Source organism: Loigolactobacillus backii (assembly GCF_001663675.1).
Taxonomy (GTDB): Bacteria; Bacillota; Bacilli; order Lactobacillales; family Lactobacillaceae; genus Loigolactobacillus; species Loigolactobacillus backii.
On record NZ_CP014873.1, the window covers coordinates 538372 to 554512 of the forward strand.

A 16141-nucleotide genomic window follows, 5' to 3' on the forward strand; every position below is an offset into this window, starting at 1 on the left:
CCAAATTCTACTGAATACACAAAAAAGGTACTACACCATAAAAAACATGGTCTAGTACCTTTTTTACACTACTTACGCTTCTTTTCATTTTCATTCAACTTATCCGAAATTGGGTAAGTCAAACGAATTAAACTTGAAATAACGACTGGAATCATGAATACCAAGATTACGAGTCCAATGATAACGGCTAACGCAACCTGAATTAAGGTTAAGACACCAGACGGCATTAAGGCCGCAAACGTACCACTCAAGATAATTGCAGCCGATAAGACAACTGCTCCAATAATTCCGGAAGCCGAAACAATTCGCGTACTTGGTGTACCACCTTCAAGTCCAAATTCACGGTACTTCATCATTAAGAAGATACTGTAGTCAACACCTAAAGCGATTAACATAACGAAGGAGAAGAATGGTGTGTTCCAAGTCAGCATACTCTGACCTAAGAATACATTACTAACCCACCGTGTTAGGCCTAAGGAGGTAACATAGGCTAACAGTAACGTGCCCAAGATGTAGAATGGTTGTAAAACAGAGCGCGTAATGAACATCAAGGCTATCAGAATACCACCTAACATAATTGCTGCCGTCCGAACAAAGTCCTGACTAGCAATCTTATGCGTATCTGAAGTTACGGCAGTTTGCCCGCCAATTGCAACTTTGGCGTTTGCTAAAGGTGTCCCTTTCAATTCATTTTGAACCTCTGTTTGTAAATGATCAATCCGTGCCATTGAAGTTGCTGAGCTTGGATTAGTGTTCAAAACAATTGTAAACTTAGTTGCCTTATTATCCGCAGACATATAAGTATTAATTGATTGTTTAAACGTCTTCCCCTTCAAAGCACTCTTCGGAATATAGAACGTCTTAGCAGCTTCTGACTTCTGCAAACCAGTCAAGTAACTATCCGCCGAACCAACACCCTTATTAATGGTGTGGATTCCATTACCAGCAGTAACTAGGCCGTCATGTAAGGTTTGCATCTGTCCAACTAAGCCTTGCAACGTCGTGTACATCGTCTTTTGTCCATTATTTACCTGGATTAAGCCAGCCGTTAATTGCGGTGCATTTTGACCTAATTGATTTGCCCCGCTGGCCAACTGATTAGCACCAGACTGCAGTGTACTTGAGTTACCCGTTAATTGTTGAGCACCACTATTTAGTTGACTGATACCACTAGTCAACTGTGGTACTTGGCCATTTAATTGACCTAGGCCACCAGCTAACTGATTAGCACCGCTAGTCAAAGCTGTCGAATTAGCAGTTAACTGATTAGCACCTGTTGCTGCCTGGTTAACGGCGCCAGTGTATTGCTGCAAACCAGAAGATAACTGACTCACTTGACTTAACATCGTAGAATTACCAATCGTTGCCGCGATAGTATTGGCATCAGTTGTATCCACACCAGCACCGTTAACTCCTGTGTTGAGTTGATCAGCAATTTGCTTCGAACTCTGGGCCGTGGTTTCTAATTGGCCAAGTCCATTAGTTAATTTCGTCATCTGACTCGATAAACCTTGTAAGCTTGCCGCTGAAGGAATTTTATTAGTTTCATTTAATAAGTTTTGTGCATCAGTGGTCATCTTAGTTAACCCTGAAAGTGAGTTATTTAATTGATTCAAGGTGTCTGCATCAGGCATTGATTTAGTCAAATTAGATAACGAATCCAGACTGGAATTAAGTTGGCTTAACGTTGTCATTTCTTTGCCAACAGATTGGACTGTTGTTACGTTTTTACCGGCTGATGATTCAATTTGGCCTAATTTAGCCTGGTCATCACTAGACAACTTTGTTTTATCAATTGAACCGGCTAGGCTGGCAATCGTACCGTCGTTTTGACCAACCGTATTTAATTGGCCACTAACTTGCGTTTGTAGACTACCTAATTGATTAGCACTTTGTTGCAACGCCGTAATTTGTTGTTGGGCGCTTTGCATTGATTTAATCATTGGCTGTAACTGATTTAGGGTTCCTTCCAACTGCTTTAACTGATTTAATTCAGTTTGAACAGTGGCCGCTTGACTCTTAATCGTGCCAAGGCTGTTGGCAGCCGTTGATAATTGCTGTAATTGACCCTGTTGTTGCCCAAGTGTGTTATTTATTTTTGTAATACCTGAATAAACACCATTGTTGTACGCAGTTAATCCAGCGACAGCCTGTGGTAATTGCTGCGTTTGACTAACTAACTGACTAACACCGGAATTAACCGTACCCGATGAAGCGGATAATTGGTTCAGGCCATTACTCAATGTGCCAACACCATTCGTATACTGACCTAAGCCACCATCAAGCGTATAAGCACCACTAGTTAATTGACTAACACCACCTGCTAGGGTACCTGTACTGCTATTTAGCTGCGAAATACCACTGCCTAGTGCTGCGACACCAGTTGTATACTGACCGATACCGCCACTCAAGGTATTGGCCCCTGTAGCAAGTTGGCCCGCACCGCTAGCCAATTGTTGACTGCCATCGGTTAGCTTACCGGTGCCATCAATTAATTGCTGAACGCTAGATAATCCGCTAGTCATGTTGCTAGAACCGAGCTGATCACTAGCCGAAGTAAGTCCTTTGTTGATCTTAGTTAGACCCTTACCGGCGGATTTCATACCCTTAGTAACTGTTCCAACCTGATTATCAACGTATAATTCATTAATCGCTGAACCACCTGGTTGCGTGACGGAGGCTACGGTTTTAACGCCTTTAGCCTTCTGCAACTTTTTGGTTACTTGATCGATTAATTTAAGTGACTGTTCATTGTTTAATTTTTTGTCTGATTTAATGTACAGTGTTGAAGGCTCCGCGGTTCCCTTTGAAAAATGATCCTGAACGACGTGGAAGCCCTCTTTTGCCGGTAAACTATCGCTTAATTCATCTAAGTTATCGTAATCTAAATGATTATTGTACGTAAACAAAAACGGTAACGTAACGACTAAAACAATTCCCAACGCAATAAATGGGTGTAAAACGGAACGGCTGGATAAACCGTGCCAAAGCTTACTGGTACTATGACCATCAAAGTTTTTGGTTGGCCAAAACATCCGCTTGCCGAGAACCGACATAAAGAATGGATTTAACGTCAATAAAACTGCGAGTAAGACCGCAACCCCAATGGCAACACCCACTGCCGACTGATAGATTGAAAATTTAGCTAAGCCTAACGCTGTAAATCCAATTAAAACGGAAGTCCCACTAAATAAAATCGTCCGTCCAGCCACTTTTCGGGCAGCCATCGTCGCTTTTTCATTGGAAACACCACGACTGAGTTCTTCCTTAAACTGATCGAACAGTAGAATATTATAATCCGTCCCAATCCCAAAGAGCACAACCACCATGAAAACTTCAGTGAAGTTAGATAGCGGAAAGTTGAAACGAGAAACCAAGTTCATAACGATACTTAAAGACGTAATGAACGACACGCCAACCGTTAGTAATGAAATCAACGGAACGATCGGTGAGCGGAAGACAATGACTAAAACAATGAAAATGAAGATTGCCGCAATCACTTCAGTTTTCTTGAGGCCTTCTTCAGTAGCCTGCGTAAAGTCATCGTTTAAAATATCACTACCAGTAACATAGCTCTTAACTCCTGGCGTTTTGGCACCTTTAGTGATTTTTGCGTTCATATCACGAACGGTTGCCTTCTTAGAAACCATAAACTGAACCAACTCAGTAGATTTATCTTTTGAAATCAACTGTTTTTTTGCTTCGGCATTATCACTGGCAGCAGTTACTGCCTTAATACCGTAATGTTTTTTATTATCACGAAAATTTTTAATGGTTTGGTCAATATTATCTTTCTGATTGGCCGTTAACTTCTTATTACCATTATTAAAAACAACAACTACTTGTCGCGTATTTCCTTGTCCCCGTCCCCAATGATTCTGAATTACATTGGCAACTTGACTCTGTGCAGAAGCCGGAATTTTGGTTTGCCCCTTATCCCGTACTAACTGTGAAGTGTTCGGCAAAGCCACAATTGCAATAATGACAATAACTATCCAAGCAATCAGTGCGCCAATATGCCGATCAACAAATCGTTTCATTTTACAAGTCATCTCTTTCTACCCAAATTTATTTCTTTGCAAATGCATCCCAGCAGCTTTCCTGCAGTTCAGCAAAAATTTTTTCTAGATCTACATTTTTGAGTTGGCGGGTACTTAGTAAAAACTCAATTGTGAAGATTAGCGAACCATACAAAATTGATATTAGAACGTCAGGATCACTTTTTTTAAATGTCCCATCGGCCTGCCCATCTAAAATAAATTGACGAATAAAATGGGCTAGGTCCTCCCTAGCAGTAACACTCGTTTGATCAAGGGCGTCATTAAAAACGTGATTGTTAATGAAGTAAACTTCTTGCACGTGGTGGCGAATAAGGCGAATGCCAGTCGTATAAATAGCGTCAAAGCGCATTTTGGCCGTACCATCAACTGGATAATATTTTCGCAAGGCCAACGTTAAAGTTGTAATAATGTTTTGATATAATTCATTAAAAATTGCATTCTTACTTTTAAAATAGCGATAAATCGTTCCTACACCAACATCCGCCGCCGTCGCAATTTCAGGAACAGTTGTGACTTCATATCCTTTTTTGGCAAATAATGTTAATGCTCTTTTCAAAATCAAACGGCGTTTTTCAAGCGGTTTTGCCGTCACAACTTCACCTTCTTCATAGTTTCTGTTTTTTGCTTAACTGTTTTTTCCAACCAAAACAACATAACGTAATTGGAAAACCACTTATGTAAGTAGCAAATTTATCGATCGAAATCCGTTTAGGAATGAACGTTCATTCCGTTATTTACAAAAGTATATCCTACTCGCATTTTTTAGAATGTCAAGGATAGAATATATCCATAATGGAGCTTTGATACCGATAAGTTTGGCCAACACTAACTAATCGATTTCAGAAGTCTGCTTTAAGCGCGCTTAATGTTGCGCTCGATCATTGCCAAACGCTTAATTGGCAAACAATCGGCAACATGGTACAATTCAGTTGTTAGTAAATCGGCTTAAAATAACGGCAGCAATCGTGCCAGTTATTTTTTTAAAGGAGTATCCCAACCATGAAATATAGTGCATTTTATATTAAGTAATCTCCCTAGTGTGTGTTTGAAAATAATTACTTCTACTAATTTTTTCTGACCACTTTGGCCTAATTTTGCTTAAAGGCGGCCTTCTGTGCTTTTCCAAACACTCCCTAGATCGCTTTTGGCAAATACCTTTACTAGTATTTACCTAACTTATTTGGTGTAAACGTCTTTGAAAAGGCAGATTCCTGCGGTTGCCATGTTTCAACTTGGCGGTTTTTGCCGTAGTTGAATGGACAACGGATGAAGCATCTAGATTATTAGCGTTTTGTGCTAATAATCCTCAATTGCGGAATAGCAGCTACAACGGCCAAATCACCTTTTTCAAAGGTAATTCGTCTGTTTAGGCTGCGATTCGGACTTTGGTTCATCTTAGTCCGATCGACATCGTTAGTAATCCTCAGAATCTAACCACCTTTTCAAACACCCCTAAACGTAAATTTTGCTTAGATAATTAAGCAGCAAATTACCTATGACTTGTTATTAAGTTCAATCATTTTTAATAAAGTCACACTTTAATTTGTGGGCAATGAGATTTCGAACAATGAGAAATTTCAGGAAGGAATTTTATGCAAGAAATGAATTTGACTAAAGTCATTGTTGGTGGTGTTAGCCAACAACAGGATAGTTTTGATTACGACATGGCGGAACTCACGGAATTGGCTAAGGCCAACAACATGACCGTTGTTGCCACAGTGAACCAAAATCTTGATAAGCCAATCGCTGCAACGTATTTTGGTATTGGTAAAATTGATGAAATCCGTCAACTTGCTGAAGAAAATGAGGCAACCGTTCTCGTATTAAATGATGAATTGACCCCCTCTCAGATTCGTAATTTAGAAAAGGGATTAGGTAAATTAATCCTTATGGATCGGACGCGGCTAATTTTGGCTATTTTCGCCAATCGGGCAAAATCCAAAGAAGCCAAAATGCAGGTGCAGATCGCTCGTCTACGCTATGAGTTGCCGCGCTTACGAGCTGGTGAACAAGCTAACCTCATGCAGCAAGGTGGTGGCCCAGGCTTCGCTAACCGTGGTAGTGGTGAAACTAAACTGGAATTAAACCAACGAACAATTAAGAATCAAATTACGCACCTCAATCACGAATTAAAAACGATGGAAACCGCGCAACAAACAATGCGCAAACAACGGGATAAAACAACGATTCCAACGGTTGCGCTTGTTGGCTACACTAACGCTGGTAAGTCGACTACCTTAAATGGTTTACTTCGCTTGTTTGACGAACAAGAAACCAAACAAGTTTTTGAAAAGGACATGCTTTTTGCTACTCTGGACACTAGTGTTCGTGAAATCAATCTGCCAGACAAAAAGAAGTTTCTCTTGAGCGATACAGTTGGTTTCATTAATAAATTACCAACTCAGTTAATCAAGGCCTTTCGTTCAACGTTGGCTGAGGCCGCTCAGGCTGATTTGCTCATTCAGGTCATCGATTTTTCTGATCCTCACTATGAAGAAATGATCAAAGTAACTGAAAAAAACCTGAATGAAATGGGTGTCACTGATATTCCAATGATCTACGCCTACAATAAGGCCGATTTACGAAAGGATACGCGCTACCCACTGCAAAATGGTGAACATAACCTAGTTTACGCGGCAAATGATCCAGCTTCCTTAAAATTATTGACTAAGATGATCACTGCCACCCTCTTTGCTGATATGCAGCAAGTCACGTTTTTAATTCCATTTGCTGCCGGTAAATGGGTCGACTACCTTAATGAGAATACTAGTATCGTTGAACAAACCTACACTGAAACAGGTACAAAAATTAAGGCCAATGTTCTACCAATTGATCATGAACGCCTATCACAGTTTGAAATTACCGACTAGTACTACTATATTTAAAAAATTCAAAAAGCAAGCGGCTAGGACAAAAATCCTAGCCGCTTGCTTTTCTCTGGGCGTTACTCTAGAACGTGCTTCAAATTCGACTTTTGTCCTAGCCTCTCATTGTTTCTGAACGTTACTCTAGAACGTGCGCCAAAAGTCTGGGTTCACGTGCCTAACGGAAGTGTTTGAAAAAACGATTAGATTCTGAGGATTAGCCTAAACAGACGAATTACCTTTGAAAAAGGTGATTTGGCCGTTGTAGCTACTATTCCGCAATTGAGGATTATTAGCACAAAACGCTAATAATCTAGATGCTTCATCCGTTGTCCATTCAACTACGGCAAAAACCGCCAAGTTGAAACATGGCAACCGCAGGAATCTGTTTTTTCAAACACGACTACAGCCAATTCAATAACCATAGTACGGTTATTGAATTGGCTTACGTTACGCAGTAAACCCAAAAGCGACTTTTGTCCCATTCCTCCTCCTTTTTATGGTGTCGATAAAATCACTTAGTTCACTGCCGACTTCTGTACAAGGAAAGTTTCAATTCTTTCACTAACTTCTTCAGGTGTAAGCTCATCGGTTAATATTGTTAAATCAGAAATACGTTCATATAATGGTTCACGTTTTTTCCATAGCCTAGTCAATCCGGCTGGCCCTAATTGCCCTACAAGTGGGCGAACGGCCGCATCTTCACCGGTTAATCGTTCAAGAATTACAGTTGGTAAAGTTTTAAGAAAAATAATTGGAATTTCAGTTGCCTCGAGAACGGCCCGATTAGTCTCCGATTCAATCACACCGCCACCTGTTGATAAAATTCCGTTACGCTTGAACGCTGTTTTTAAAACCGTTGTTTCTAATTGACGAAAAGCAGCTTCGCCATCTTCGGCAAAAACTTGCTTAATTGATTTTCCCGCGGCCGAAACAATCTCGTCATCTAAATCAATCTGTTGTTGTTGCGTGTTAATTGCTAAAACATTCCCCACTGTTGTTTTCCCCGTACCCATGAAACCAATTAAAATTGCTGTTAACATTATTTTCGCTCCCCTTTACGCTCGGACTTCCGCAATCGAAATTGCTGCCAAAATTATTGTCGCTTTTTCTTTTGCCGCTTCACTTGCAAAGGTTAATTGTAAAATACCATTAATCTCTTCACGCGTTTCTAAAATTTGTAAGTTAACTAATTGCAGTCCACCTGCCGCTAGCTGCCCAGTTACTTGTGCAATGGCACCGGCGCGATCAGGAATATTAACAAATAAGTCGTAAAAACCTGGAATTGCTCCTGCCCTTTGTGGTGTTATTGAATCACGCGTCACTTTTGCCGCTTGAAAATAAGTTAATAAGGCCGCTTTGTCCTGAACTGCAATTGCCTGATCCAATTGTTTTAGCCGCATTACGTAATCGGCCAATAAATCACGCACCGTTTGATCGTTCGTCAGCAAGATATCAGACCACATTTCAGGATCCGACGAGGCAATTCGCGTCATGTCCTTAAAGCCACCAGCTGCTAAGCGTAAGGCGGTCGGTGAATCCTTAAACTGACTAGTTGTTTCGTTAACCAAGGTTGCCGCCAGCATATGCGGTAAATGACTTAGCACTCCAACAACATGATCGTGCTCGGCCGGGGTAATTTGAAGAAATTTAGCGTGTGTCGGCGCCAATATTTTTTTTAAGTATTGCAGTGGCACTTCAAGATTTGCACGTGCCGGAACTAAAAAATAATAGGCGCTACGGAATAAATCCCGGTCGGCCGCTCTAACACCAGATTTATGTGAACCAGCCATCGGATGTCCACCAATCACAGTTACTCCCTGCTCGCAAAGGACCTCCGCCGCCTGGATAACCTGCAGCTTAGTACTACCTGTATCAGTAACAATGACCCCTGATTTTAATTGACACTTGGCCAAGATTTTAAACGCGGCTTCAATTGCAGTTACTGGCGTGGCCAAAATAATAACATCAGCACGTGGCGCGTCCGTGGCCAAATCCGTTCCAATTTCATCAATCACGCCAGTATTTTTGGCGTAGGTTAGACTTGTCTGATTTTTATCCAAACCAATTAGATAGGCCCCCGCCACCCCTTCTTTAATATTTAACGCAAGCGAACCGCCGATAAGTCCTAAACCGCTAATAACGATCGTTACCACAACTGTCACCCCTTTCTAAAATTTAGCTAAGTTGCCCACTTAAATAGTTTTGAAAAAAATCCGCAATACTTTCTAAACCACTAGTTAAACTAAAAAGCGTCCCCATTATCAATTACGATAACAGGGACGCTTTTGCGTGGTACCACCCAATTTCAACAAAATAACTTGCTGCACTCAAACTATTAATGACTAAAAGCCAATTGATTCTGAACGTATAATTCACAAAGTTACCCTGCTTGACTTGCACCATTCGTCAATTCTCTAAACACCGAGATAAATTGCTACTAACCTAATCACGTTCACATCAGATATTATTAAATTATGATGAGAATAGCATAGATTAAGGTAACCGTCAATTATTTTCTGTAAAATGGTAAAAAATCATGTACGTTTAATCGTTAATTGATACAGCACAAGCCACAGCCTTAAGCGCATTAAAATGTGCTAACTAGCAGTAAATAGGCTCCTTTTACCTTCCTAAATCATGCTCTAGCCCTTCGACGACGTACCACCCATTTACGAATTTCCTCAACTAAAATTAACGGTATTGGAATGATAACCAAGAAAATCCATTCATGTACTTGTAATGGCGCTGTATTAAAAATACCTTGTAAAAATGGTACGTAAATTAAGCAAGCTAATAGGACAATCTCAAAAACAATCCCAAAAAGCACCCGGTGATTACTAAAGATTCCAACCTTAAAGACTGATTCGTTGATTGTTCGACAATTAATTGCCGCCGCAATCTGGCAGAAAACAATTGCCGCTAACGTCATGGTAGTCGCTTCTTGATAAACAACACCGTGAGTTGCCAAATTGGTCAGACTATAACCATAAGCAAAATTAACGTATAGGTAGGCCCCAAAAGAAATAATTGCGGCAACTAAGCCGTACCAGAAGAATGCCTTAAAAATAATTCCCTTGTTAAGTAGCTTCTCGTTCTGCGAGCGTGGCGGCTGATCCATTATACCGGATTCAGCTTGTTCAGTCCCAAGACCCAACGCCGGTAACATATCCGTGCCTAAATCGACGGACAAAATCTGCATAACCGTTAACGGCAGCGGAATTCCACCACGAGAAAATAGAAAGACAGCGGATGGCGTTGCTTCTGGCATATTGCTGTTTAAAATATACAATAAAAACTTCTTGATATTATTGAAGACTGTCCGTCCTTCTTCAATTGCACGAACAATTGATGCAAAATTATCATCGGTTAAAATCATATCCGCTGCTTCTTTAGCAACGTCAGTACCAGTCACACCCATTGCAATCCCGATATCAGCCTTCTTCAAAGCCGGTGCATCGTTAACGCCATCACCGGTTACGGCAACAATTTTGTTCATTGTTTGTAACATTGAAACTACCCGGAATTTTTGTTCAGGCGCCATTCGGGCAAAAATGATTTGGCCACTTAAGGCCTTTTTCAACTCTTGGTCGGTCATCGTTTTTAACTCTTGGCCAGTCACAACACGAACATCATCCCCCTGGACAATGCCAATTTTCTGAGCAATGCTTTTGGCAGTTAATCCATAGTCACCTGTGACCATGATAATTTGAATATTTGCCCGGTGACATTCTTCAACGGCCGCCTTAACCTCTGGTCGTGGCGGATCAAGCATCACGGTCAAGCCAACAAAAGTTAAATCCTTTTCAACAGTTTCAATCGTGGCAGCATCTAAATCTTGATCGGCAGGTAAATCACTATAAGCAATTGCTAGAACACGTAACCCTTCTTTAGCATAATTGTCATTTGCCTGCATAATCCTTTCACGATCTTCTGCCGTTAACGGAACAACCTTGCCGTTAACTTGCATTTTCTGACACAAGGCAACAACTTCATTAGGTGCACCCTTTGTGTAAGTTAAATCTTGGGCCCCATTACTATGAATGGTCGTCATTCGTTTTCGAACTGAATCAAAGGGTAATTCCTTTATTCGGGGCGTCTTTTTTGCTTCCATGGTCAGATCCAGCCCTGCCTTTTCAGCAACAACCGTCAAACAAGCTTCTGTAGGGTCCCCTAAAACCGTATAATTATCGTTTTTTGGTGACGGCGGCACTACACGTGCATTACTTGCTAGAGCCGCACCACGTAAAAGTTGCTGTGCATCTGGATCTTTTGTTGCATCAAATTGTGCATCTGACTTAGAAATAATCTTACCTTTTGGCGCGTACCCAAGCCCAGTAACTTCCAGTTCTTCTTTAGGCAACCACAAATGGCTAACCGTCATCTGATTTTGCGTTAGCGTACCAGTTTTATCTGAACAAATTACCGAAGTCTCACCCAATGTTTCAACACTAGACAATTGTTTAACCAATGCGTGCTTCTTAGCCATTCGGTTAACCGCCATCGCTAACGACAAGGTAACAGTAGGCAGCAGCCCCTCAGGAATAAAGGCAACAATCATTCCAAGTGCAAATATAAATGCTTGCGCCCACGGATAATGAACAAAAAAGACGGCCGCAATGAAGAAAAAGACCCCTAACGAAATTGCAATGAGTGAGATTTGCCGCGTTAAACGATCTAGTTCCTTTTCCAATGGGCTTTCAACATTACCCACTGACTGAGTTAAACGAGCAATTTTACCAAAATCGGTTTTCATTCCCGTGGAAAGGACAACGGCTGTAGCGCTGCCGCTAGAGACTGAAGTCCCGGCAAAAATCATATTACTTAATTCTGCGTGACCAACATTTAATTTACTAACGGAATCAGCGCGCTTGGAAACTGCTGCTGATTCGCCCGTTAAGGTTGATTGGTCAACTTTCATATTGGTTGTTTGAATTAAGCGCGCATCAGCGGAGATATTATCGCCCTCTTCAACGTAGATCGTATCGCCCGGGACCAAATCTTCCGCCAAAATTTCACTTTGTTTGCCATCACGCAAAACACGAGCGTGCGCCGGTAGCATTTGGCTTAAGGCCTCCGTTGCTTTGCCGGCCTGAAATTCTTGCCAAAAGCTAAAAACACCATTGATTACATTAACTAACCAAATAGCAATTCCAAGCTCAAGCATATGGGCAATAATTGCAATGAAACCACCCACCCACAGTAAAATGGCCATTACGCTAGTAAAATTACTCAAAAAGATTTTTATCAATGGTTCCTTCGCGGATTTTTCAATTAAATTTTTACCGTATTTTTGTTGTCGCTTGGTCGCCGCCGCACTAGTTAAACCAGTTTGATCAACACCCAGTTTCTTATAAACAGCGCTTGGCTCAACGGCCGCCAATTGATTCATCGTGTCTGGCGCTGTCGTTTTAATCTCTTTTGCCATATTTCCCAGATCCCTCTATTACGAACGCCTTTAAAATTTTATTCGCACACGCTCTTAATTAAACACCAAAAAAGCCATATCGAAACAGAAAGTATTCTCAAGACACCAACTACTGAAACACATTTTTACTAACTTACTAGTAAAAAAAGGTTCAAAATAGTTTGAAATACAATCTAATCAAAATGAACTATTTGTCATCAATATAGCGCTTTTGTAGAACAAGTCAATCTCTTCTTAAACGTTCCTGTGAACCCAGTTGAACTGAAAGATTGGATCGTTAAAAAATACCAATTAGTGAGTTGATTTTAAACCATCTTAAGGACCGTTTTAAAGAATAATTCGAATTTTGAACAATAATTCTGGAAAAGTCCCCAGACTTCTAGCATCGACCTACTGTTTGCATAGCAGAGGGCCTTTTGATCATAATCAAACACAAAAATTGGTTTTTTGAGTACAACTTATTCAACAATTTAAACATTAATATCAGGTAGTCACTCGCCATTGACGAGTAAATGGTATCTATTTTGTTTTTTTATTCTGCTTATTTGCTTCACTAATCGTCATCGAAATTGTTTTAGCTTTATCGCTGACGATTAAGATTGTTCCCTTACCCAGAAAATCTTTATTACCCGAATAATCTAGTTTTACTTCTTCGGCCAACCCAGCATTATTTTGTAAAATAAGGATGTAGATGGTTGTTGCATCAAAATCATCGCTAAAGGCAACGGCCAAGGGAGATTGTACTAACTTCTTTTGTTTACGAAAATCACTTAACGTATTCCAAATTAAATTAATAACCTCTTTAGGTAATAATTCCGCTACTTCCTTTGCTGTTCGATGCTTTTTTGTTGGTTCAAACATAGTAATCCCCTTTTCCAATTCGTTAATAATATCGTTACCTTAACATAATTTAATGCTGGAACAAAATTGATCACTAACAGGATTAGGAAATTCGTTTTTAATCTAATTTTGTTAATAAGATTTGACTTTTAAATTAATTCTTAAATTTTAAGTAAAATGCTCGTCTAAAGTGATTGATAAGGGTTACAATAGAGTTAAAGAAAGCGAGGTCTTGATAATGATGACGCAATGTACAAGTTTGGTGACTGGCGGTTTTGGGCATATGATGAGTAATGGTACGGGTGCTTTCGGCTGGCTCACACTTTTGGTAGTGCTTGGCGCCATCATCACTGTCATCGCCTTCAATCGTAAACGTGAAACTGTTCGCCAAGAAATTCACCAAGAACGGCCAACAACGGCCCGTGAAATTCTTGAGCAGGAATTTGCTGCTGGCCATATTTCCCAACAAGAATATTTTCAACGCCTAGAAGTTCTGCAAGAAACACAAAAACGTTACTAAAAATAGATTGACGATAGCTTATTAATGAAACTAGAGTGTGATTCGAAATCATTTTTTTAAGTATTCTACCACTAACTAGTCTGCATATATTTGAAAAAGTTTTGAAACACACTCTAATTTTAGATTAAAAATAAAAGATTCTGCCATTAATCATTAGCTGATGGCTTAGAATCTTTTTTTTGTTGCCTATTTTCAATAAAATCACGTACTTTTCCTTTACTAGGTTTAATTTCGCCATAGAAATGTTCTTCCGTTAAACGGTTAACAAACGAACTAAGTAGTAAAATCTCTGCAATAAAATCTAACCAAAACATCAGAATAATAAAGGCCCCAATTGCACCATAACTAGTAACTGAACTTGCAAAGTAGCGCACATAAATGGCGAAAACCTGCGCCAAAATTAACCAGCCGGCAGCAGTCAAGATTGCCCCTGGCAAAATACAGCGAAAATGTAATTTAGCGTTTGGTATCATGTATAAAAGTAACATCAACAGAATTAATAACATTATTCCTGCTACAGGTAACCTTAACTGTGCAAAAAGTTGCAAAATCAATGGCGGTAACTGCAAACGTGGGACTACATAATTTAAAATATCCTGACCAAAACCAAAGGCCAAAACAAGTGCCATCATGATCAAAATAAAAACTAACGTTAATAAAACAGAAATTATTCGACTAATTAAAGCATTTTGTGGTGTTTTAATTCCGTAAACATCATTAACACTTTTCCGTAAATTAACGATTCCCTTACTGGCAGACCATAATGTCACCAGTGCACCAATCGACAACAAGCCACCATTACCGTTCGTCAAAAAAGATTTAATTAGGGGTAATAAATTATGGTAGATGCTAGCTGGCACCAACACTTTGATGTACTTCAGGACATCATCAACTTTGAGATCAAGTAAGGGCAATAAATTACCCAAAAAAATCATCAAGGGAAAAATAGATAGTAAGGCATAATACGCAACAACAACAGCATTACGACTAATGTTAGCTGCTTGATATTGTTCAATTATGGGTTGTAACTTAGTTTGCCAACGTTTTATTTTTTTCTTATTAATAGCACTCGCCTCCCATCTATTTCAGTATACCAAGCGGCAGTTAACGGAGGTAGCTATAACCTTTGGCCAATCCTAATTAGCACACACTAGTCAGATAATTGGCCCATTTTAGTTTTAAAACTAGGTCGTGTTTGAAAAACACATAAAAAGCAGCCTCAATAAAAATTAATCAGACTTTTATTGCTACTGCTTCTATCTTAAAAATCATTTTTCCAACATTTGTGTTAATAGATCATTGAAATCAATCGCCACTTGCCGTAGCTCCGGGCCAGAACCGGCAACAATAATGGGTTCACCGGCAATCTCCTCACGATAATCATACGCTAAAAATCCTTGTTCACTGGCTGCAAAAACCAATAAGCGCGGAGCCGTTGCTTCTGGTAACAAACTATTTGCCACCGCCTTGTTTAAATAAGTAAGATCGGCCGCTGGGTTTGTACTTTTTCCGGCAAAGAAATAGCCAAATGCGTCAACTGCGCCAAATTCAGTCAAAAATTGCTGATAACTTTTAGGTAACCTATGGGGTAAATTTTGGTTCAAATCTACTAATAAAGCAGGGGTAATTGGCAACTGAGGTAAGCGTGTAATTTCTCCCTGTACAAGCCATTGTTGTAACTGTTGAGTGATCATTTCCCAGTAAATACCCCTTCTATTTCCCTTTTTGTCCATAATTTTCTCGCTAGTTTTAGCCTGGGCCGTTAAATCAACTGGCTCAGATTCAGTGTTTGATACCTGATTGGCCGGTTCATTTACTGTCCTTTCAGCCACTAGATTAGATGTTGCTGGATCTGCGGTGGAAGCCACTTGAGGACTTTTAACTAAATCCGCCGCTTGCCCTGCCGATTTTAATAACGTTGCTGTAGCAGTTGGTTTCGCAGCAACTATTGGCGTAATCACTTTTTGCTCTTCTTTGATTACTTTTGGTACTGTTTTAACTGATTGCGAAACCTCTTTCTCAGATTCTTGAGTCACATGGGTGGAGGTTTCTGTATCCGCTATAGGTACCTTTGAATTTGAGTTTACTCTATCGGCAGCTAAACTAGTGTTTGTTGTGGTGTGTGAGTCTATTGGCTGGCTAGGCTCATCCTCATCTGACAGCAATGCAAGATTCTTTGCCATCGCCTGTTGTTGCTCTTCAATCTGTGCTTTAGCTTTGGCCTGTTGCTTGTGTTCACTAACCTGCTGCAAATGTTTTAATTTATTTTTTAACAATTTTTGTCGATTAGGTCGTTTTGCCAATAGGCTCACCTTCTTCTATTTATTTATTTTTTACATACCTGAAAAACACCCTAGTGGCATTTATTTTTCTCTCTAATAAGAATTGTCATCTAAAGTGTACATTTTTGCTTCAAAAATGTACATTC

10 protein-coding genes are annotated in these 16141 nt (G+C 39.9%); 2 read left to right on the forward strand and 8 right to left on the reverse strand.

Annotated features, from left to right (window positions below; genetic code table 11):
• Window positions 1–68: 68 nt before the first annotated feature.
• Both AYR53_RS02295 and AYR53_RS02300 read right to left on the reverse strand, forming a co-directional pair.
• Window positions 69–4040, reverse strand: coding sequence for an MMPL family transporter (locus tag AYR53_RS02295; RefSeq protein ID WP_068226044.1), 3972 nt, complete (start codon window positions 4038–4040; stop codon window positions 69–71).
• Between the two features lie 28 nt (window positions 4041–4068).
• Window positions 4069–4653, reverse strand: a complete 585-nt coding sequence (locus AYR53_RS02300) for a TetR/AcrR family transcriptional regulator (RefSeq protein ID WP_068226043.1) — start codon at window positions 4651–4653, stop codon at window positions 4069–4071.
• Between the two features lie 1000 nt (window positions 4654–5653).
• On the opposite strand from AYR53_RS02300, the gene hflX reads away from it, so the two are divergent.
• Complete coding sequence (hflX, locus tag AYR53_RS02305; protein ID WP_068279596.1) at window positions 5654–6931, forward strand: GTPase HflX; 1278 nt, start codon at window positions 5654–5656, stop codon at window positions 6929–6931.
• Window positions 6932–7443: 512 nt separating this feature from the next.
• Here hflX and AYR53_RS02310 read toward each other — a convergent pair.
• From AYR53_RS02310 to AYR53_RS02325, 4 genes are all read right to left on the reverse strand, one after another.
• Window positions 7444–7968, reverse strand: a complete 525-nt coding sequence (locus AYR53_RS02310) for a shikimate kinase (protein WP_068226041.1) — start codon at window positions 7966–7968, stop codon at window positions 7444–7446.
• Window positions 7969–7983: 15 nt separating this feature from the next.
• A complete protein-coding gene (locus AYR53_RS02315) occupies window positions 7984–9081 on the reverse strand; it encodes a prephenate dehydrogenase (RefSeq protein ID WP_068226040.1) in 1098 nt (365 codons plus the stop codon).
• 482 nt (window positions 9082–9563) lie between these two features.
• Window positions 9564–12341, reverse strand: coding sequence for a cation-translocating P-type ATPase (locus tag AYR53_RS02320; RefSeq protein ID WP_404802799.1), 2778 nt, complete (start codon window positions 12339–12341; stop codon window positions 9564–9566).
• 531 nt (window positions 12342–12872) lie between these two features.
• Window positions 12873–13214, reverse strand: coding sequence for a hypothetical protein (locus AYR53_RS02325; protein ID WP_068226038.1), 342 nt, complete (start codon window positions 13212–13214; stop codon window positions 12873–12875).
• Window positions 13215–13431: 217 nt separating this feature from the next.
• Between AYR53_RS02325 and AYR53_RS02330 the strand changes: the two genes are divergently transcribed.
• A complete protein-coding gene (locus AYR53_RS02330) occupies window positions 13432–13713 on the forward strand; it encodes a hypothetical protein (protein WP_068226037.1) in 282 nt (93 codons plus the stop codon).
• A 146-nt stretch (window positions 13714–13859) separates the two neighbouring features.
• Here the strand turns inward: AYR53_RS02330 and AYR53_RS02335 are convergent, their stop codons facing one another.
• Both AYR53_RS02335 and AYR53_RS02340 read right to left on the reverse strand, forming a co-directional pair.
• Window positions 13860–14777, reverse strand: coding sequence for a YihY/virulence factor BrkB family protein (locus AYR53_RS02335; protein ID WP_082920423.1), 918 nt, complete (start codon window positions 14775–14777; stop codon window positions 13860–13862).
• Window positions 14778–14981: 204 nt separating this feature from the next.
• The gene (locus AYR53_RS02340) at window positions 14982–16016 is read right to left on the reverse strand and encodes an SMI1/KNR4 family protein (RefSeq protein WP_068279587.1); all 1035 of its coding nucleotides are present in this window, start codon (window positions 16014–16016) and stop codon (window positions 14982–14984) included.
• Window positions 16017–16141 lie beyond the last annotated feature (125 nt).